Source organism: Leptospira fluminis (assembly GCF_004771275.1).
Classification (GTDB): Bacteria; Spirochaetota; Leptospiria; order Leptospirales; family Leptospiraceae; genus Leptospira_B; species Leptospira_B fluminis.
This window is the reverse complement of record NZ_RQEV01000003.1, coordinates 137,567-156,706: the sequence shown is the minus strand read 5'-3', so window position 1 is coordinate 156,706 and position 19,140 is coordinate 137,567. Positions and strand designations below refer to the sequence as shown.

The window sequence follows — 19,140 nt, the reverse complement described above, 5'->3', positions numbered from 1 at the left end:
AATGGCTCCTATGAACTCGGCGCGCAGTTCCTCCACGGTTTCTATTAGAAAAGCGGCAAACCGAAAACCCGCAAAAACCGGCAAAAAAACTTCCAGGACCAGAAAGTCCTCTCCCGATTGGTGGAAAAATGCGGTCATCTATCAGATTTATCCTCGGAGCTTTCGCGATGCTAACGGGGACGGAATCGGAGATTTGGAAGGAATCATCCGTAAGCTGGACTATCTGAACGATGGAACGCCCAATTCTCTAGGCGTAGACGCGATCTGGCTTTCTCCTATCTACCCTTCCCCCATGTACGATTTCGGATACGATATTTCCGATTACGAAAATATAGATCCGATTTTCGGAGACCTGGACACCTTCAAACGTCTATTAAAAGAAGCGCATAAACGAAATATCCGGATCATAATGGATCTGGTCGCCAATCATACTTCTCATCTTCATCCATGGTTTATCGAATCCAGATCCTCCAAGGACAATCCGAAAAGGAATTGGTACATCTGGAAAGCTCCGGAAAAAGGAGGGCCGCCAAACAATTGGATGGGAACCTTCGGAGGAAGGGCCTGGACTCTCGATCTGACCACGGGAGAATATTATTATCACTCTTTCCTCGCGGAACAACCGGACCTGAATTGGCGGAATCCCGAGGTCAAAAAGGCCATCTTCGGAATGGTCAAAAACTGGCTGGATATGGGTGTGGACGGTTTCCGATTGGATGTAGTGAATCTTTTCATGAAGGATGAACACTTCCGCAGCAATCCGAGAAAGCGGTGGATCGCAAGACCCTTCGACCAACAGGACCACATTTTCGACAGGGATAGACCGGAGATGCACGGCATCCTAAAGGATCTCCGAAAACTTCTGGATTCGTACGGAGATCGTATGTCCGTCGGCGAGGTTATGATGGAACCTCCGGGTACGAGTATTCTTCCCGCCTCTTATTACGGCGACGACGGCGACGAACTTCACATGGCGTTTAACTTCGCCTTTTTTCACACTCCGTGGAAGGCCGAAAGATTTCGCGAGGTCATCAAGGAATGGGAAAAATGTCTTCGGGAAAAAGGCTGGCCTAATTATACTCTAAGCAACCACGATTTTAGACGTCATATCACCAGATACTCCAAGGGCGCGGAAACGATTCCTAGGGCCAAGATCGCCGCTCTCATGCTTCTTACGTTACGCGGAACACCTTTCTTGTATTACGGAGAGGAATTGGGAATGCTTGACGAAAGAGTGCCTAAAAATCGGATCCAGGATCCGGTGGGAAAACGCTATTGGCCTTTCTATCCCAGTCGCGACAATTGCAGGCTTCCTATGTGTTGGTCCGCGGATAAGAACGGAGGTTTCGGATCCGCAGACCCTTGGCTTCCCGTTTTTTCCCAATACGAAACCGTAAACGTAGAGACCCAATCCAGAAACATGGACAGCCTTCTGAACTTTTATAGGAAGCTGATTTGGCTGAGAAAAGGAAACGAGGTTTTACAAAAAGGAAGCCTTGCCTTGGATTACGATTCTCCGCCCGGAGTTCTGAAATATACGAGAGAACATGAAAAGAAGAAATGCCTCGTGATTTTGAATTTCGAAAACGAATCCAAGAAGATCGTAGCGAACGCAAATCGCACGGCTAAGGTGTTGGTTTCCACGCATCGAAAACCCGAAAAAATGGAAATCCCCGTCGTTTTCCAGATCGCTCCTTACGAAGGTTTGGTTTTGGAATATTGATCGTTCGGATTTTTTCCGGCGCTTTCTTATCGAACGTCGTTCGCAATTCCCCGACTCGGATCTGCCTTTAAAAAAAGCGTGCAGATACCGGTTCTTGTCGTAAGATAGGAACGGTAAACATCTCAACCGGTCGGAAAACAATAATATGAATCATCCTCTTCGTCTTGCCGAAAATCCAGGATTGGCTCCTTATGACGTCTCTTCTTATCGCGGAAATCGGGGTAAGAATTTCTATGATCTCGATAAGGTTTTACAGAGAACGGTGGAAAGATACTCCGCCGATTACGAACCGGCTCATAAAAGGGCTCTCACGTTGCACTTACAGGGTTACGGTCATATCGTCGGCGGTATCTTGGACGAACTCACCGAAGCCTCGCACAAGGAAGGAAAATACGGAGAAATCGTGAAATACGATCGCGCGGGCAATCGCATCGATCTGATCGTCTATTCCCCGGAGCAGAAGTTATCCCGAAAGATTTCCTACGAATACGGGATCGTAAATTTAGATTTTCATGATGAATGGAAGTTTCCTTTTACGGACCTTCACAGATATTCTCTCGCCTATTTGGCCAATCAAAACGGCGAGGGGGGAATGACCTGTCCTTTGGCCATGACGGAAGGAATGATCAACGTACTCAAGGCGATCGGAACCGAAGAGCAGAAGAGAAAGTATCTTCCTTTGGTCGCAGGAAAGAATTCCACCTCGCATTTTATGGCCGGTCAATACGTGACCGAGCGGGTGGGGGGAAGTAACGTAGGGGCCAACCGAACTATCGCGACAAAGGGCGAAAACGGTAAATGGATCCTCAACGGAGAAAAATGGTTCTGTTCGAATCCGGGAGACCTTTGGGTTACGACCGCAAAAATAGAAGGGACGGATACCGTGGGACTTTTTCTCGTCCCCCGCATCAAGGATAACGGGGACTTGAACGGTCACCATATCCTTCGAAAAAAGGACATCATAGGTTCTAAGGGCAAATTGACCGTAGAGGTGGTTTACGAGGATGTGGAAGCGGAAGCCCTCGGAAGACCTGCCCACGGAATTGCTAATTTAATACGCTACGTTATCCGAACTTCCCGGGTTCACGTGGCCGTAGCCGCGGCCGGTATGTCCCGGAGAGCTTTTATGGAGGCCCTCGAATACTCCCGCTTTAGAATGGCTTACGGCAAGAAAATCAAGGAATTTCCCGCCTACTCCAGGGAACTGGCCGAATTGAGGATCCTGTACGCGATTCAGGTGCTTCTGATTTTCCGCGGACTCGATTGGAGTGGAAAGGGAGTCCTAGCGGAGCAATTGACCACCCCTTTGATGAAATACAAAACCTCTTCTTTATCCTCCCAAATCACTCACCGGGCGATCATGGCCCTGGGCGGCTCTGGAATTATCGGAGATTATACGTGTTTGCCTAGACTTCACAACGATTGTATCATCAACGAAACCTGGGAAGGGACCCATTTGATCATCACCGATCATGCGTTAGGCGCAATGAACCGAGCTAAGATCCGCGATTCTTTCATCCAGGAAGTAGGAAAGAATTTCGAAGAAGCGGGAAAATACGGGGAATTAGAACCGCTTGCAAAACTCGGAAAAACTCTGCTTTCCCGTTGGGCCAAGGATTTGGAAGAAAAGCCTAGAGAATGGAAAGAAACCTATCGCGTGGATCTGTCCGACTTGGCCTTCGGTGCTCTGGGATTGTCGGAATTTCTGGAACAGGCCGTCCATGATCGCAAAGCGGGGAATCAATCCTCCCTATTCGATTCGTTCGCAAAAGGATTTGCAGGCTATCTGTACCGGACTCTTCCCGAAGCGAAAGGCGATTACGAAGCGATGAAACTGGAACAGGAAGAGATCACGAAAATCGTAGAGTGGTAAGCCCCGAAACGAAAAGGCTCCGCGTTCTTTCGAACGATTCGGAGCCGTAAATCGTTTTCGTTTTGAAATTCCTTTTCGACTCTTATACAAAAAGCTCTTAGGCGAGTTTAGGCCCGAAGACTTTTTCCATCTGAGCCTGCGGAATGGCACCGATCACTTTTTCCGCAATTTGACCCGATTTAAAAAGCATCAGGGTCGGTACCGAGAGAATACCGTATTTTTGAGCGATCTCCGGCTTTTCGTCAATATCCACTTTTACGACGGTCAACTGTCCTTTGTGGGCTTGGGCGAATTTTTCCAATTCGGGAGCCACCATTTTACAAGGGCCGCACCAAGTAGCCCAAAAATCCACAAGAACGGGTTTGTCGTGAGTGTTGATCAGTTCGTCAAAAGAACCAGGCAATGTTGTGTTTTCCATACTGGTTAGACTTAGAATGTTTCTAAATAGAAGGACTCAAATTCCGATTTTCTGGGAAAAAATCGATCGAAAACCAAAACCCGCTTATTAGCCGAGTAAGCTGCGGAGAGCCCCTTCCAAGTTCGGATACCGAAACTTGTATCCAAGATCGGAAAGTCGTTTCGGAACCACTCTTTGGCCGTGGGTGGCGACTAGAGCGCCGTCTCCGAACGCTAGTTTCAAAGCGAAAGACGGGACCCGGGTAAAGGAAGGTCGGTTCAAAACCTGTCCGAGAGTCTTGCTGAATTGTTCGTTGGAAACCGGTTCCGGAGAAACCAAATTGAATGCGCCCTTGGCTTCTTCCCGTCGCAAAAGAAATAGGATCGCCGCGAGTTGGTCTTCGATATGAATCCAGGAAAGAATTTGGTGACCGGATCCTATCGGGCCGCCGGCAAACAGACGGAAGGCAGGGAGCATGGTCGCCAAAGCGCCCCCCTCCGTGGAAAGAACCACTCCGGTTCTCAGCAAAACGGTTCGAATTCCGAAGGACTCCGCTCGAAGCGCTTCTGCTTCCCAGTCCGCACATAACCTTCCCAACTCGTCGTCGGCGGCAGGTGTATTTTCCGTAAAGGGCGGGGTAGGAGATTCGTACGAACCGTAGATTCCGACTGCGGAAGCGTTGAATAGGGTTTTGGGGCCGGAATCGCCCAAGTCGGAGATCCGATCCACGATTGTTCTCGTGCTTTCTATCCTGGAGCTTCGGATTTTTTGCCGGACTTCGTCCGTCCATCTGACTCCTGCGATAGGTTCTCCCGCAAAATTGATCAGAACGTCGAGACCCGATAGGTCCGCCGGACTCGGACCGTTTCCGATCCGGACATCCCATTCGGAAGATCTTTGCAGGCGATAGGGAAGTTTGCCGCTCCGACTAAAAATCCGAACCTTATGGCCTTCCGCTTTGAGACGCAGCGCTAACAAGGATCCGATCAGTCCGGTTCCTCCGGAAATTCCGATTAGCATAGATTTGATTCCGCCCACTTTGCGATTTTCGGAAAATCTAAAAAACTTTTTTCCGAACCGTTTCGGAGCATAATATGACACCGCATTTCGGGAGACAAGAAGAAAGGAAATCCTGGTTGCTCGGAATCGGAAACTTCCCGAAGATGAACGGGAGAACTGGGAATGAAATTCGCCATCGGACCGAAAATTTTTGCGATCGCTTTTCCCGCCGCTTTGCTGGCGGCGAATTATTATTTGTATTCCATCACTCAGCCCAAAATCGACGAGTACAAATCGGAACCGCCTTTTTTACGTTTCGATTTCACGGACTCTTATTTGGATGACCGATCTTCCCAAGTGTTTTATTTGGTAGATGGAAAAAATTCGACGGAATGGAAGAAATTACGCCCTTCTTCCCGAGCCATGGATTTCGATGCGGAACTCCGACTCACTCATAGATTGAAGAACGGAACATACATTCCTTCCGGCTGGAAGGAAATTAGAATCTTAGCGTGTTCTAAGAAGGCCCCGAAACTGGATTTTAAAATCTTATTGCGGGAAGCGATTAATGTGGATAAGGAATCCCGGTTGCCCGACGATATCGTCATCCTTTCCAAAACTCTGGATTTTAGTGAATCGGAAGAGTTTCGGTTTCCTCTTTCTCGAAAATTCGAACCGGTCAAAGCCGACCAATATCCGAAAGGGATCTTTATCTGGTCTGTAGAAGGAACATTTCACGGAATGGGCCCGGAAGCATGCATCCGAGAGATCGAAGTATCGGATCACGAAGTCGGGGCTTTTTTTCCGAGGTGATGCGAGAAAATCGACTGCTTGTTTTTTCCGTTTTTTTCGACTAATACTGAGAGTGAATGACATTTTCAGCAGTAGGAAGATTTCGTTTTTTTCTTCGGCTCTTATTTTTCTCTCTGTCCTGCTCGGATGCACGCAAAACGATCGGGACCAAATCCAGGGCAAAAAGAAAGGGAATGAATACGATCCGGTGAGCAGTTATTTTTTCTGCGTAACACAAACCAAATCCTGCATGCATACCTACGGAAACGATTGTTTTGCCGTAAAGAATCACTCGGACTATTTTGCGGCCGGGGGCAACGCGGAAGGATACTGCCTCGGCCAAGTGGCATCCACAAAGGTGGAGAAGGACAATCCGAAGCATTAGTTTTTGAAAAGTAAGAAATTGGGGTGAACGACGGGGCTCGCCGTTACGCAGTTTGTCTTCGTGACAAACTTAGCTCCACGGCGTCTCGAGCCTGCCTCGGCACTCCTGTGCCTCGGTCGCATTTCTCTGCCCTTCCTATGGGGCGGGCAAAATGCTCTCAAGCTCTCGCTTCGAGCCTCATAGATGTGGAGTTAAAAAGAAATTGGGGTGAACGACGGGGCTCGAACCCGCGACAGCCAGAACCACAATCTGGAGCTCTACCAACTGAGCTACGCTCACCGTGTGAGTGACCCGAGAGGGATTCGAACCCCCGACCGACTGCTTAGAAGGCAGTTGCTCTATCCAGCTGAGCTATCGAGTCAAAATCCCAAAATTCGGGATGACTGGATTTGAACCAGCGACCCTCTGTTCCCAAAACAGATGCGCTACCACTGCGCTACATCCCGGATCGACGTCCATGATTTCGCGCAAAGCCGCAGTGTCAAGTCCCTTGTTCGGAGCTTTGAGTCAGTTTTTTGAGATGTTCCAAAATCGTGTCTTGGGTAGGTGCCTTGCGCAAGGCCTTTTCGAACGCCGTTCTTGCCTCTTTTTCTTTTCCCAATTTGGAAAGAAGCACTCCTAACGAATCCAGATAAGCCGGGTTGTCCGGATCCAATTGAACGGCGCGTTTTATATTTTCGGTCGCAGTTCGCAGTTCCTCCGGGTTCGGATCCCTTCCTTCCACAAGCAAGTAGGCCGCCGAATTTAAGCTGTTCCGATGATCCGGCCGGAGACGAAGGATTCTGAGGTGAGTCTCTATCGCCGATTTGACGTCTCCGGATTTTTCCTGAGCCGCCGCCTTGAGAGAAAGCAACATGATATCGTCCACGGCCAGTTTCAACCGTTCGTCCGTCTTTTGGATCGCTTCCCCGTACTTTCCGACATTGATTAGGGAAAAGATGATCAATCGAAAGGCGTTGTCCCTTTCGGAAAACCGGGGGAACTCCTCCAAAAGTTCCTCCAAAACCGATATACATTTTTTGTGATTCGCGGTTCGGGAACAGCAGATGGCGAAATTATAAAGCAGTTCCGGATCCTTTCCGTGTTCCGCCAATTCCCGGTCGATCAAGGTAAGAGCAAAGGTATAGTTCTCCTTTAAGATCTCGGAGTAGATCCTTCGCTTTGTGGGAATCTGTCTTGCGGGGTTCTTCTTTTCCAAGGGAGAATCCGTTATTGGGAATGGAGTCCGATACTACGCTTGAATTCGGCCAGCCGATCCGAATCCGTCTGATCCAGACTCAAGGGTGTAAGAGTCACTTTACCTTTATAAAACGCTTCGAAATCGGTATCCGGTTCCGGTATAAAACCCAGATCCGAACCGCCTAAATAGAATTCGGCGATGTCCCCGATAATCGGAGTGGAATGATAGGTATCCACATAAGTCCTCTTGCCCAAGCGGACGATCTCCACATCCTCTGTAGAATGCCGGAATTCGGTAGGAATGTTGACGTTGTAAACGGTTCCCGGCTTCATACCGTCCTTCCAAAGGCGGATCATGTCCCGTACGAGTTCGGCTTCGGACATATAATCATAGTGCTTATCCGAATTTCCCGAGCTGACGGCCATGCCTCGAATATTATGGATGGCCGCGTGTCTTGCGGCACCGACAGTCCCGGAATAGTGCACGTCGTATCCCATGTTCACACCGCGATTGATTCCGGAAATCACCAGATCTATCTTGGGAAAAATATTTCCATGGATTCCGATATTCACGCAATCCACCGGGTATCCGTCGACGATATAGTGGTTGGAGTTGATCTTTTCCACCCGCAGAGAATCATATATGCTCAGCGCCATGGATTTTGCGGATTTTTCCTTTAATGGAGCGATCAAAAACGTATCGTGCTCCTTGCCTAGGATCTTTTCGAGCGCCAATATGCCCTGCGAAGAGATTCCGTCGTCGTTCGTGATTAGGATATTCATTATAAAAATTGAAAATGATCTGGTTTCATTGCAAAGCGGGCCCGAAAGAGGAAGCTAGGGCGAAATACATGGCCAGCGGAAAGAAAAGAGAGATCAAAAACGTGCTTAGATTAAAGGAAAGCGCGTCCTTGAACTTTAAATCGTAAAGATACATCGTTCCTCGGATGGAAACTAGGATAAAAAGGCCGTAATGGATCAGATAGAGGACGGCGATTCCCAGGATTCCGGAGAGGCCGAATTGGGTAAAAAGGATCGCCCATGCTCCGGCGGAAAGAAATACCACCATCGAGATCTTTACGAGTAGGAACATCACCTTAGAGTTGCTTTTTCTATCCTTTCTTTGGGCAAGGCCGTCCAGCATGAACGCTAAAGGATACGGCAGGAGAGAAAAAAAAGCGAGATGTCCCAGAAACCCGGTTCCTAACAAGCCTATACTTCGTTTCGTGTAAGGAGGACAGACGATTACAAATGCCACGGATGCGCTCAATGCGGCCAAAAAAAGAAGAACACTCGTAATCAATTTCAAGAATCTGGGCTCAGATTCCGATAGAGCGCTCTCCAGGCGGAACGGTTCGAATAAAACCGCATCCAGTAGGTCTATAAATTTAGAATAATATACTTTGAGCATTCGATTCTACCACGCCATCGCCTGAGGATATAGTACGAGAACGGGGGAGCGTTTCAGCTCCTGTAAGAGTATTTTCTCGCCTGAAAATACTCCCGCTTTTGCCTGTAACAGATGAAAGAATCTGTCCCAAGGATTGGGTTCTTCCTCGTACAAGGGTAGGGTTCCGTCGTAGTTGCAAAGTTTGGAAAGTTCGGAAAGGGCTTCTCTTCGACCGCCGATATCGTCCACTAATTTATTTCGGAACGCGTCCTGTCCGGAATAAACTCTTCCTTCCGCGAGAGAGGACACGAATTTTACCGTTTGGTTTCTTCCCTTGGAAACGTCCTCGATGAACTCCTCATAGGTATCCGCCAACATTTTTTGAATGATTGCGTCCTCTTCCGCGGTACTGTCCCGAAACAGGGAAAGCGAGTCCTTGTATTTTCCCTCTTTGTACGTTTTTACCTTTACTCCGTATCGATCCAGCAGCCCTTTTATATTCGGTGCGACGGCGATCACTCCTATGGATCCCGTCAGGGTTCCGCCTAACGCGAATATTTTGTCGGCTGCGGCGGCGATATAATACCCTCCGGAAGCTGCGATATCCTTCATCGAAACGACGATCTTCTTATTTTTCTCTTTTCGAAGATACATTAACTCTCTGTAGATCTCTTGGGACGCCCCCACGCTTCCTCCGGGAGAATTGACTTCCAAAAGAATCCCGACGATATTCGGGTCGTTTTCTACGGAACGTAATTGCTCTAGGATAGTTTGCGCTCCGGCGCTATCGTAACCGGATTGTCCGGAGTGGATTTCTCCTTCGATTTTGATCAGAGCGGCTCCGATCCGTTCCGTGCCGAAACCCGAACTTCCTTCGATTCGAGAGAGCTTGGAAGGGCTGATGCTGGAGAGTAGATTGATGAGTCCTACGAATACGGCGAGGACGGTTATTACAAATGTTACGGCTAAGGCGAGACGATTTCGATCCACGAATAAATGGAAACTCAGTACCCGAGTATTGTCAATGAATTAGCGGACGGAAAGCTCCGTTACGGAAAACGATATTCGTTGACCTCTTCTGATCGAAAGTTATTTTTCGAGCATGGAATCTTTTTCCCGTAAATCCTTTTTAAAGCGCGCAATCGGTGTCGGAGCCGTACTGACGGTTTCCGAATTCTTAGAGGCTTGTTCGACCGTTACGGATAGAAATTTCGGACCGAAAGGAAACGATCCCTATGCCAATTCGGAATCTATGAAATACGATCGGCCGATTTTCAAAGCGTTGAACGTGGGAATTACCGCCCCGAATCCCCACAATGTCCAGCCCTGGAAATTCGAAATTCTGGATGACCACTCGGCCAATCTGTACGTGGATGAAAACCGACTACTCTTGGACACGGATCCTCCGACCAGACAGGTCCATATCGGACAGGGAACCTTTTTGGAAACGCTCGCGATCGGTTCCACCCGGCTAGGGTATAAAGCGGAGATCGAAATGTTTCCCAAGGGAAAATACGAGACGAAGGATATCGGAAAGAAACCGGTCGCAAAGATCCGTTTGCTTCCGGACGCCGGCATTTCGGCGGATCCTTTGGCCGAGTTCATTCCGCTAAGAGCCACGGTTCGGGGAGAGTATCACGGTAGTGTTTTGAACGAAACGGAATTTTCGACTCTTCTGAAGGACGCGAAACCGAATTTTTCCCGCGCTGTAATGATGGGGATATCCGACTTTCCGAAAGTAAAAAAGGCCGTCTATTCCGCGATGGAAGTCGAAACGAATACCTACCAAACGTACGAAGAGTCCCGGATCTGGTTTCGATACAACGACGAAGAGATCAATCGGGAAAGGGACGGGCTTTCCCTTCGGGGTTCTGGAGTCTCCGGTTTGAAGTATTTTTTCGTCCGAAATTTCTTTTTGTCTCCGGGAAAAGAAAGTTGGCATTCCGAAGGGAATCGGTCCGCAGGCTTGGGCATGTTTGCGGACCAGGTGGAAAGCTCCAAGGGATTTGTCTATTTAGTCACGAAGCAGAATCGGTTCTTGGACTGGGTTCTTGCGGGAAGAGACTATGCCAGGTTACAACTCGCCGCGACCAAGAACGGCTATGTAGTACATCCTTTAAGCCAGATCCTACAGGAATACCATCAGATGGATTCTCTTCGGAAGGAATTCGAAACGATTGCAGGTTTAAAGCCGGGAGAAAAGGTCCAGATGCTCGTCCGTATCGGCAAAAGCGATTATAAATTTTTCAGCCCGAGAAGGGAATTGGAAAAAATGATTCTTCCTGCGGGAAAGAAAACGATTTAAATAATAAGCGAAATCGGATCGATGAAAAGATTTCCGTAGTTCGGAGTTAGATGAAAAAAATCCTATTTTGGTTCGGGGTACTTCTTTCCCTTTTGATTCCCATGACTTTACCCCTGGCAGAGTCGGGTCCCTGTCTGGACGGGGATTATTCCCTGTTTTTGCTCGGCACCGAAATATCCTATCTAATAGCTCTGTTCTATCTTTTGGCTATGGTTTTAGGAACTCCCACCGTAGGAAGAACGAGTTTCGTCCTTGCTTGCGTTCCTGCTTTGCTCGGACTCTATTTCTACGTCGCTCACATTCCCGTTTACCTCTATTACTCCAGTTTTTCCAATTACGGACTTTGCGATATCGTTCGATTCGATCTTTATATAGGAAAACCGGATTCCGGTCCGACCCCGGAGACTTTCAACGGGGGATTTGCAAGGTCTTTCGCATTCCTGGTTCTGATTCCCTTGGGGATTTTGATGATCGCCCCCTTGAAGATTTTTCGTTCCATGAGATCGGATTGATCGGACGAATTTCGGACATTCTATTTTTATATTTAACGAAATTTGAATGGATCGCAGATTGGATTCGATGCAAAAAGGGTTTTTTCCGTTTCTTTTGATTTTACTGGCCGGTCTCGGCGCCTATTTCATGTTTTCTCCCCGCTGTATAGATGGAAACTGTCGGGATGGAAAGGGAACGAAATATCTTCCCGGTCGGTACCGTTACGAAGGAAATTTCAAGGAAGGATTGGCGGACGGGAAAGGAAAGCTCGTCTTGGAATCGGGCGAATCCTACGAAGGGAGCTGGGTGCGAGGGCATAAGGAAGGGCAAGGGACGTACCTGTACATGGACGGCTCTAAATATGCAGGATCTTGGAAGGCAAATAAGCGCGATGGGGAAGGGACCCTAACCGATTCGGACGGAACGGTTTTGCGCAAAGGGACTTGGAAGGTGGGGGAATTCGAATCCAAGTAAACGGAAAAATTCTCGAAATTACCGGGGGGTAGGATATGCTTCGCTCATGCAGGATTGGATTACCTCTATACTAGTGGCTATTTTCGTGTTTTTAGGAAGTATGCATTTTTATTGGAGCTTCGGAGGGAATTGGGGTTCGGATTCTGCCATCCCTCAGTTGGAGTTGGAAGGACGTCCTGCGTTTCTTCCGGGAGTATTTTCCACGTTCATCATCGGTTTGGCCTTTTGGTTCACGGCGGCGTGGGTATTGGGTTTCTCCCAAATTTATCCTTCTCCGATCGGACATCGAGCCCATCGTATAGGTCTGATTCTGGTCGGAGCGGTCTTCGTATTAAGATCGATCGGAGAGTTCCGATACGTCGGTTTCTTTAAGAAAGTGAAGGGTACGAAGTTCGCATACTGGGATTCGAGAATTTATTCCCCTCTTTGCCTTTTGATAGGATTCCTGGCTTTCTATCTTTCGTTTTCCTATTGAGAAGTTTCGTCTTTTCGGCGATATTTAACGGAAAACGCAGATCGGTCTATCCCGAATTTCGAATGTTCCATATCTCTTGACCTCCTTTTCGGATCGGGCTATACTACGGTATGTCCTTGTTCGACTCGCATTTCCATATCATAGACCCTCGGTTTCCTCTGGTGCCGAATCACGGGTTTTTACCGGAGCCGTTCACGGTCGCCGATTATAAGACCAGAGTAGAACCCCTCGGAATAGGCGGAGGCGCCGTCGTATCCGGCTCTTTTCAAGCCTTCGACCAATCGTATCTGCTGGAGGCGTTGTCGATCTTAGGGAAAACGTTCGTTGGAGTTACGCAGCTTCCCGCCTCCGCTTCCGACGAGGAAATTCTCGCCCTATCGGACGCAGGTGTGAGGGGGATCCGCTTTAACGTTAGACGCGGTGGCTCGGAGGAATTGTCCAGAATAAAGGAACTTGCCGCGAGAGTATATGATTTAGCCTCTTGGCATGTGGAACTGCATATCGACGCAAAGGAGATCGACGATTTTCTTGCTGAAGTGCTTTTTTCTCTACCGAAAGTTTCCATCGATCACGTCGGACTCTCCAAGGAAGGATTGCCGGTCGTCCTTCGATTGGCGGAAAAAGGAGTCCGGATCAAAGCCACCGGTTTCGGAAGGTTGGATTTCGAAGTGCAACCAGTGTTATCGAAGATCGCGGGAGTAAATCCGGACAGTCTCCTTTTCGGAACCGACCTTCCTTGCACTCGCGCTCCGGTTCCGTTTTCCGCCAGCGACCTGAATCTGATCCGGGAAACTTTCGAAGGGGACATGTTAGCTAAGGTACTTTCCAAGAACGCGCGCAAGTTCTACGGAATATCCGTATAGATTTCCGACTCTCCGAGATTTCGCGTTCGACGGATCGGATCGTTCGCTCTTCCGGGTAAAACTAGCTTGCAACCGCGGAAAAAGAACCTAGACTCTCCACGCATGTCCCCATTATTTCCCACTCTGCGCACTTTTTTTGACAAAAGAAAGGAGGAATTCGATTCCATTTCTTCCGAAAGAAAGGACGCACTAAATTCGCTGGCAGAAGGGGTTTTAGATTCTTTTGATAAACGAAGTCGTTCCAATCTTTTGTTCGTATGCACGCAAAATTCCAGGAGGAGCCAGTTCTCACAGGTCTTCGGTGCCTCCATTCCCCAGTATTTGGGAATTCCCGGGATCAAATCTTTTTCGGGAGGGACGGAGATTTCGGCCGTTCATCCGAGTGTGTTAGAAACCTTAGAAAAGATCGGATTCAGATTGGACAACGAGGGGCCTCCCAAAAATCCGAAATACTCCGTTCGATGGGCGGACGGAACCTCGTCGATGTCGGTATTTTCCAAAAAATATTCGGATCCCCCGAATCCTCACGGAGAGTTGATCGCGATTATGGTCTGCTCCACCGCGGACGCCGCCTGTCCGTACATCTCGGGAGCCGAGGTTCGCATCAGTCTTCCGTACGAGGATCCGAAATCTTCGGACGGTACGGAAGGTTCCTCCGCGAAGTATCTCAAGACGGCGGAAGATATTTCCCGGGAATTGCTTTTTGCTTTTCAATCCGTTAAGAACGGAATTTAATTCTTTTAGAAGGAAGTAAATGAATCCCTATTCGATCGCAGTAGCTTCGATTCCGTTCGGAATCTTTATCGTCGTTTTTTTGTTTTCGATCCGTGAGAGAAAGAGAAAGGAAGGTTTCGGGTTTTCGGAAAACCGAAATTATTTTCCGTCCATTATGAGGGGAAATTTTTCTCCGGAGATAGATCTGGAAGCGGCCGTCCGTAAATTGGAAGCCGGCGGATATCGGATCAAGAAAGCCGGCCAAAAAATCCTGTTTCAAAACGCTTCAAGCCTTCAGAAATTACGCAGTTGGTTTTGGTCTTACGGTAGATTGGAACGGGAAGGAAACACGGTCCGTTTCCGCGTCTTTTCGAATATCGGATCTCTGCTTACCGTCCCCGCCGCTTTGGCCGTAGTCGTTTCTTTCGGACTTTTGGTTCAGAATAACGTTTCGAGGGAACGATCTTCGATACTACCTTTCTTCTTCCTCGGATTCGCCTTCTTTTTCGCGATAGCTACGTTCATATCCCAAGTGGGGAAAGAGAGAAAGGAGTTCCGAAAGATTCTGGAAAAATAATATGCGGACGGCGATTTGTCGAACCGTGCCGAGAAGATGAAGAATAGAACCGCATTTTTTCTGATCGGCCTAACGACGTGGCTATCCTGTCAAAGGCTGGAAGTCGAGTATCCCTCGTATCCGAAGACTCCCGAGGGAAAGGAACTCCGCCATTTCCTGAAAGGGGTGCGTGTGGTCGGGTTGTCCGTGGAAAAACCTACGGAAGAGATTTGGGGTTCTGATATAGACGCGAGTCAGGCCTTTATTCGGATCGTTCCCGCCAAGATTTTCGAGGCGTTTTCGGAAGATTCCTATTTTAAGATGATCGATTTAAGCAAACAGCCGGATTTGCTAAACGAAATGAGCCTGTCATTAATAGGTATTACGGAAAACCGGGCGAAATTCGGGGAACTTTCCGGAGCGGAGGCCCTTCTTTATATCAACGTGGCTAAGCCGGTCTCCGAATGTTCCGAGGAATTGCGTCCCGATTATTGGGCGATCGGAATTTTAGTCCTGCAAGCTGCCGCCTCGGCCAATTCCAAATCGAAGCATGGAGGAAGATATCGATCCCATACGCCGTCTCCGCAGCGGGTTCAGAATAGCGATCCTATCATGAAGATGACGGGAGTGCGTAAAATCACTTTGCCGATAGAGGCGACTTTGGTGAGAATCGATACGGGAGAGTCCAAGAGTGTGACGATTTCCAAAGCGTCGACGATATATAACAGTCCGGGAGCGGTTTCCTGTCCGGCAATGTTGGACTCCCTCTCCCAAGCACTCACCGAATCCATTCCCGAATTGGAAGCGAGGCTATCGCCGAAAATTGCGACCGAAAAAATCCGGATCTTTACGGAAGATGAAGACCCCGAGGTGGCCTCTTATTTGGAGGAAGGTTATCTGGAAATCAAAGGAGAAACCCCTAGTTTTCACAGGGCGAAGTCCGCTTGGGAAAAAGCGGATGCAAAGGCCTCGGGCAAGTGTTGGGCGGCAAAGGCAAACCTTGCTACGTATTATTTTTCCCGAGGCGATTTCGAAAAGGCTTCCGAGTTGTACGAATCCGCGGCGAAGTTGAACGCGAAAAAAGAGAAGTATCTCAGAGACCTCGGTAAGACTGCCGCTTCCGCGGCCGACTCGGACGGGGAATAATCCGTCGTTATTGTTTGTTCCTGTCGCTTCTTCTTAAAAAGGCCGGAATATCGTAGTCTTCCCGCGGAGAAGATTGTCCGGACCTGGCTTTTAGGGAACGGTAGGTTTCCGGGTCCATGACGACTCGCTCCGGTTCCGAACGATGAGAAGGACGGGGTTCTTCCTGAGAGGACTGCTCCATTCCTACCGCTTTGCGTAGGGGAGGGTTGGCCGGTTGTCGCATCGAGGAACCTAGGTTATGGTTCGCAGGGCGTCTGTTGAAGCCGGTAGCGATCACTGTCACTCGGATCCGATTCTCCAATTCCGGATCCTCCGTAAGTCCGACTATGATATTCGCGTTCGGATCGACTTGGGAAGTGATGATCTGAGACACTTCGTTCCAGTCGGAGATCGTAAGATCCGATCCCCCCGTTACGTTGATCAATAAGGAGGTCGCTCCCGCGATGGAACGAGAATCCAACAAGGTATTGTCGATCGCGTAATTGACGGCTTCGGAGACTTTGTTTTCTCCGCTACCTTCTCCCACTCCCATGATCGCATCGCCGGTGTCCTTCATAATGACTTTCACGTCGGCAAAATCCACATTGATGATTCCAGGATTGTTTACGATATCGCTGATTCCTCGGACGGCATTCAGAAGTATGTCGTCGATCACTCGAAAGGCTTGGTCGATGGGGGTTGCGCGATCCACCACTTGGAAAATCGATTCGTTGTTTACGAGGATAAGAGTGTCGACGTAGTTACGAAGGTGTTCGATCCCGTTTTTGGCGAACTCCATCCGTCGTCTTCCTTCGAAGGAAAACGGAATTGTCACGACTCCTACCACTAGACATTTCATCTCTTTCGCGATTTTTGCGACGATCGGAGCGGCTCCCGTGCCGGTTCCTCCTCCCATACCCGCGGTCACGAAAACCATGTCGGCTCCCTGGATTGCGGCTTGGATCTTTTCCTTGTCCTCTTCCGCCGCTTTGGCGCCCAATTCCGGATCTCCTCCGGCTCCCATTCCTCGCGTCACTCTGGATCCTAAGGCGATCTTATTCTCCAATTCGGAACGTCTTAGGACCTGTTCGTCAGTGTTCATAATGACGTATTCCACCCCGCGCAGGCTGGAGTGAAGCATCCGGGAGACCGCGTTCATACCGCCGCCGCCTATACCCAACACTTTGATGATCGCAGGGCTTGTCTTTTCTGCTTCTTCTTCGAAACGCAACATATCACACCTTCCTTAGGACCGAACTGAGCTCGGTAAGAACACTAAGTTATAAATTCTCTTCGATCCATCTTCGGATCTTTTTTCCCCAGGATTCCGCTCGATCCTGGGACTTCTGTTCCATCTCGCCGAGGCGGGACGCGTATTTGATCAGACCGACAGCCGTGGAAAATTCGGGGGAAGAAACTCTTTCGGCGATTCCGGTCAATCCTGCCGGCCGAGCGCGCGTAACGGTCAGGTGAAAAACGTCTTCGGCCAAGGACTCTATCCCTTCCAAAAGACTTCCGCCTCCCGTGAGAATGACTCCTCCCGCGAGGAAGGACTTCTTGCCGGATTTGACCAGCTCCGCATCCACCATCTCGAAGATTTCGCGCATTCTAGGTTCGATGATGTTCACCAGTTCCTCCCGTAGTACGGACCTTGCGGGTCTGCCGCTGATCGGGGGAATTTCCACCGTTTCCGTCGGGTCCATTTCCTGGAGAGCGCAATGACCATAACGTTTTTTTAATATTTCAGCGGTTTCGAGCGTGGTTTTCAGACCTATGGAAAGGTCCGAAGTTACGCTGGACCCGCCGAAAGGAATGATCGCGGAATAGGCGATTCCCCCGTCCATGTAAACGATCAGATCGCAGATCCCGGCACCTATGTCCAGCACAGCCGTGCCCAAATCCTTTTCTCCCGAAGTCAGCACGGCTTCGGAGGAGGCTAGACTGGACAATACACGGGCTTCTTCGACCAAGCCGGCGGCTTCCACACATTTATCCAGGTTATGAAGCGCGGTGATTCCGGCCGTTACGATATGGACTTCGGCTTCGAGGCGGACTCCGGTCATTCCGATCGGATCTTTGATGGAGGTCTGATCGTCCACAGAGAATTCTTTCGAGAGTACGTGTATGATTTCCTGGTCCGCGGGAACCCGGATCGCTTGTGCGGCTTCTATGACCCGAACCACATCCGGCTCCGCCACCGCCCGATCCCGGTTGGTAATCGCCACCACTCCCTTGGAATTGTCCGCCCGTAAGGATTTTCCGGTCACGTTTACGACTATAGCTGAGATTTCCTGTCCGCACATCAATTCCGCTTCGCTGACAGCTTCGACAATGGAACGGGTCGTCGCTTCTATATTCACGATCGATCCGTTTTTGATGCCGGAGGAAGGGAAGGCGCCGGTACCCACGATTTCGGTTTCATATTCCGATATGGGTCGGCCTACCACCACTTTGGTAAGCGAAGTCCCGAGATCCAGAGCGACGATTGTTCTTTCTGAGCCTTCCATTCGCTTAATGATAGACCGCGTCCTCTCCGCGGATGTCCACTAGTTTGGGTTTGATCTTTTCCTTTTCAAGATAAGCGAGAACCGCATACAACTTGCGGACCTGTTCGATTTGGAACAAGGTACCTACCTGTACACGGACCGGAATCGGGGAATCCGTATAAACGAAAATTTCTCCGTCTTCGTGCAGGGAAATCTCGGACACCCGAGTTCGCAGTGCCGGGTAAGCGCGGAACGCGTTTTCGACGGACGTGTACAAATCCCGAAACGCGGCCCCGCTCATGGATCCAGCTTCTCTAGGAAACGTACCCGAGATGATCGTTAGACCGGGAGTCCTTACGTCGTCTTTGGAAAGCACTTTCAACTCGGAATCGATTTCGAATAAATGGCCGTCGGAGTTGACGAGATAGGCCGGTTTTCTTTCCGTAATTTCCACCAGCAATTGGTCTTCGGACTTTTTTTGGAGTCTGGCTTTTTTGATTCTAGGATGGGACGTTAAGCGGGTTTCCATCAGGCCCAAGTCGTAGTTTTCGAAAGAAGTTCCAGGTTGGATTCCCATGATTTGAACGATTTCTTCCGTTTTTAACGTTTCGTGTCCGGTCAGGATCAGTTTGTTCAGCTCTTGGGGGAGGGAACCCTTCCGCCAGCCCCACCCTAAAAATACGGCAAGAAAGCCTAAGAAAGCCAAGAGCCACCAACTTATTCTTTTCTGGAGGGATTCTTTCAGAAAGTCAATTAGATTATGTCTCATAGTGCTTTCTTCGAACCTTTTTCTTTCCTCTAGATCGTATATCGGGAAGAAAGATCAGATTCCCGCCGATTTTCACCGAGGCAAAGCGGGTTTTAGTTGTGCGATTCGAAAGACCGATAGAGTCTAGAGAGGAAAAATCCCGA

At 49.1% G+C, this 19,140-nt stretch carries 21 protein-coding genes and 3 tRNA genes; 12 read left to right on the top strand and 12 right to left on the bottom strand.

All coding sequences use genetic code 11. The features are described 5' to 3' along the window. Window position 1 precedes the first annotated feature (1 nt). Window positions 2-1,723 (top strand): alpha-glucosidase, encoded by a 1,722-nt coding sequence (locus EHO61_RS02690; RefSeq protein WP_135812093.1) that lies wholly within the window; start codon window positions 2-4, stop codon window positions 1,721-1,723. A 145-nt stretch (window positions 1,724-1,868) separates the two neighbouring features. Next, window positions 1,869-3,596, top strand: coding sequence for an acyl-CoA dehydrogenase family protein (locus tag EHO61_RS02685; RefSeq protein WP_135812092.1), 1,728 nt, complete (start codon window positions 1,869-1,871; stop codon window positions 3,594-3,596). 97 nt (window positions 3,597-3,693) lie between these two features. On the opposite strand, the gene trxA is transcribed toward EHO61_RS02685, so the two are convergent. Beyond that, window positions 3,694-4,014 carry a thioredoxin gene (trxA, locus tag EHO61_RS02680; protein ID WP_246031978.1) on the bottom strand — a complete coding sequence of 107 codons (321 nt, stop codon included), beginning with the start codon at window positions 4,012-4,014 and terminating at the stop codon, window positions 3,694-3,696. 87 nt (window positions 4,015-4,101) lie between these two features. Further along, window positions 4,102-5,013 carry a TIGR01777 family oxidoreductase gene (locus EHO61_RS02675; RefSeq protein WP_135812090.1) on the bottom strand — a complete coding sequence of 304 codons (912 nt, stop codon included), beginning with the start codon at window positions 5,011-5,013 and terminating at the stop codon, window positions 4,102-4,104. 162 nt (window positions 5,014-5,175) lie between these two features. On the opposite strand from EHO61_RS02675, the gene EHO61_RS02670 reads away from it, so the two are divergent. After that, the gene (locus EHO61_RS02670; RefSeq protein WP_135812089.1) at window positions 5,176-5,805 is read left to right on the top strand and encodes a hypothetical protein; all 630 of its coding nucleotides are present in this window, start codon (window positions 5,176-5,178) and stop codon (window positions 5,803-5,805) included. A 187-nt stretch (window positions 5,806-5,992) separates the two neighbouring features. Then, window positions 5,993-6,169, top strand: coding sequence for a hypothetical protein (locus tag EHO61_RS17170; RefSeq protein ID WP_167884788.1), 177 nt, complete (start codon window positions 5,993-5,995; stop codon window positions 6,167-6,169). A 203-nt stretch (window positions 6,170-6,372) separates the two neighbouring features. On the opposite strand, the gene EHO61_RS02665 is transcribed toward EHO61_RS17170, so the two are convergent. From EHO61_RS02665 to sppA, 7 genes are all read right to left on the bottom strand, one after another. After that, window positions 6,373-6,448 (bottom strand) — tRNA-His (locus tag EHO61_RS02665). Window positions 6,449-6,456: 8 nt separating this feature from the next. Continuing rightward, window positions 6,457-6,530 (bottom strand) — tRNA-Arg (locus EHO61_RS02660). A 13-nt stretch (window positions 6,531-6,543) separates the two neighbouring features. Continuing rightward, a tRNA-Pro gene (locus EHO61_RS02655) sits at window positions 6,544-6,615 on the bottom strand. Window positions 6,616-6,650: 35 nt separating this feature from the next. Then, window positions 6,651-7,367 carry a tetratricopeptide repeat protein gene (locus tag EHO61_RS02650; RefSeq protein ID WP_135812088.1) on the bottom strand — a complete coding sequence of 239 codons (717 nt, stop codon included), beginning with the start codon at window positions 7,365-7,367 and terminating at the stop codon, window positions 6,651-6,653. 11 nt (window positions 7,368-7,378) lie between these two features. After that, the gene (gene surE / locus EHO61_RS02645; protein WP_135812087.1) at window positions 7,379-8,131 is read right to left on the bottom strand and encodes a 5'/3'-nucleotidase SurE; all 753 of its coding nucleotides are present in this window, start codon (window positions 8,129-8,131) and stop codon (window positions 7,379-7,381) included. 25 nt (window positions 8,132-8,156) lie between these two features. After that, window positions 8,157-8,759: a hypothetical protein gene (locus EHO61_RS02640; RefSeq protein WP_135812086.1), complete on the bottom strand. Its 603-nt coding sequence runs from the start codon at window positions 8,757-8,759 to the stop codon at window positions 8,157-8,159. 6 nt (window positions 8,760-8,765) lie between these two features. Then, window positions 8,766-9,728: a signal peptide peptidase SppA gene (sppA, locus tag EHO61_RS02635; RefSeq protein ID WP_135812085.1), complete on the bottom strand. Its 963-nt coding sequence runs from the start codon at window positions 9,726-9,728 to the stop codon at window positions 8,766-8,768. A 112-nt stretch (window positions 9,729-9,840) separates the two neighbouring features. On the opposite strand from sppA, the gene EHO61_RS02630 reads away from it, so the two are divergent. The 8 genes from EHO61_RS02630 to EHO61_RS02595 all read left to right on the top strand — a co-directional run bounded on the left by EHO61_RS02630 (window position 9,841) and on the right by EHO61_RS02595 (window position 15,763). Beyond that, window positions 9,841-11,043, top strand: a complete 1,203-nt coding sequence (locus EHO61_RS02630; RefSeq protein ID WP_135812084.1) for an Acg family FMN-binding oxidoreductase — start codon at window positions 9,841-9,843, stop codon at window positions 11,041-11,043. A gap of 50 nt (window positions 11,044-11,093) precedes the next feature. Continuing rightward, the gene (locus EHO61_RS02625; protein ID WP_135812083.1) at window positions 11,094-11,555 is read left to right on the top strand and encodes a hypothetical protein; all 462 of its coding nucleotides are present in this window, start codon (window positions 11,094-11,096) and stop codon (window positions 11,553-11,555) included. Window positions 11,556-11,601: 46 nt separating this feature from the next. Then, complete coding sequence (locus EHO61_RS02620; RefSeq protein WP_246031977.1) at window positions 11,602-12,009, top strand: MORN repeat-containing protein; 408 nt, start codon at window positions 11,602-11,604, stop codon at window positions 12,007-12,009. A 46-nt stretch (window positions 12,010-12,055) separates the two neighbouring features. Next, window positions 12,056-12,484: a DUF3995 domain-containing protein gene (locus tag EHO61_RS02615; protein ID WP_135812082.1), complete on the top strand. Its 429-nt coding sequence runs from the start codon at window positions 12,056-12,058 to the stop codon at window positions 12,482-12,484. 110 nt (window positions 12,485-12,594) lie between these two features. Next, window positions 12,595-13,347 (top strand): amidohydrolase family protein, encoded by a 753-nt coding sequence (locus EHO61_RS02610; protein WP_135812081.1) that lies wholly within the window; start codon window positions 12,595-12,597, stop codon window positions 13,345-13,347. Between the two features lie 102 nt (window positions 13,348-13,449). Next, complete coding sequence (locus EHO61_RS02605) at window positions 13,450-14,082, top strand: low molecular weight phosphatase family protein (protein WP_135812080.1); 633 nt, start codon at window positions 13,450-13,452, stop codon at window positions 14,080-14,082. A 19-nt stretch (window positions 14,083-14,101) separates the two neighbouring features. Then, the gene (locus EHO61_RS02600) at window positions 14,102-14,638 is read left to right on the top strand and encodes a hypothetical protein (protein WP_135812079.1); all 537 of its coding nucleotides are present in this window, start codon (window positions 14,102-14,104) and stop codon (window positions 14,636-14,638) included. 36 nt (window positions 14,639-14,674) lie between these two features. Beyond that, the gene (locus tag EHO61_RS02595) at window positions 14,675-15,763 is read left to right on the top strand and encodes a lipoprotein LipL41 (protein WP_135812078.1); all 1,089 of its coding nucleotides are present in this window, start codon (window positions 14,675-14,677) and stop codon (window positions 15,761-15,763) included. Window positions 15,764-15,770: 7 nt separating this feature from the next. Here EHO61_RS02595 and ftsZ read toward each other — a convergent pair whose 3' ends face one another. Genes ftsZ through EHO61_RS02580 form a run of 3 tightly spaced genes read right to left on the bottom strand, consistent with a single transcriptional unit; the run spans window position 15,771 to window position 18,997 of the window. Further along, window positions 15,771-16,976, bottom strand: a complete 1,206-nt coding sequence (ftsZ, locus tag EHO61_RS02590; protein ID WP_135812077.1) for a cell division protein FtsZ — start codon at window positions 16,974-16,976, stop codon at window positions 15,771-15,773. Window positions 16,977-17,022: 46 nt separating this feature from the next. Continuing rightward, window positions 17,023-18,249, bottom strand: a complete 1,227-nt coding sequence (ftsA, locus tag EHO61_RS02585) for a cell division protein FtsA (RefSeq protein WP_135812076.1) — start codon at window positions 18,247-18,249, stop codon at window positions 17,023-17,025. A gap of 4 nt (window positions 18,250-18,253) precedes the next feature. Then, window positions 18,254-18,997, bottom strand: coding sequence for a cell division protein FtsQ/DivIB (locus tag EHO61_RS02580; protein WP_135812075.1), 744 nt, complete (start codon window positions 18,995-18,997; stop codon window positions 18,254-18,256). Window positions 18,998-19,140 lie beyond the last annotated feature (143 nt).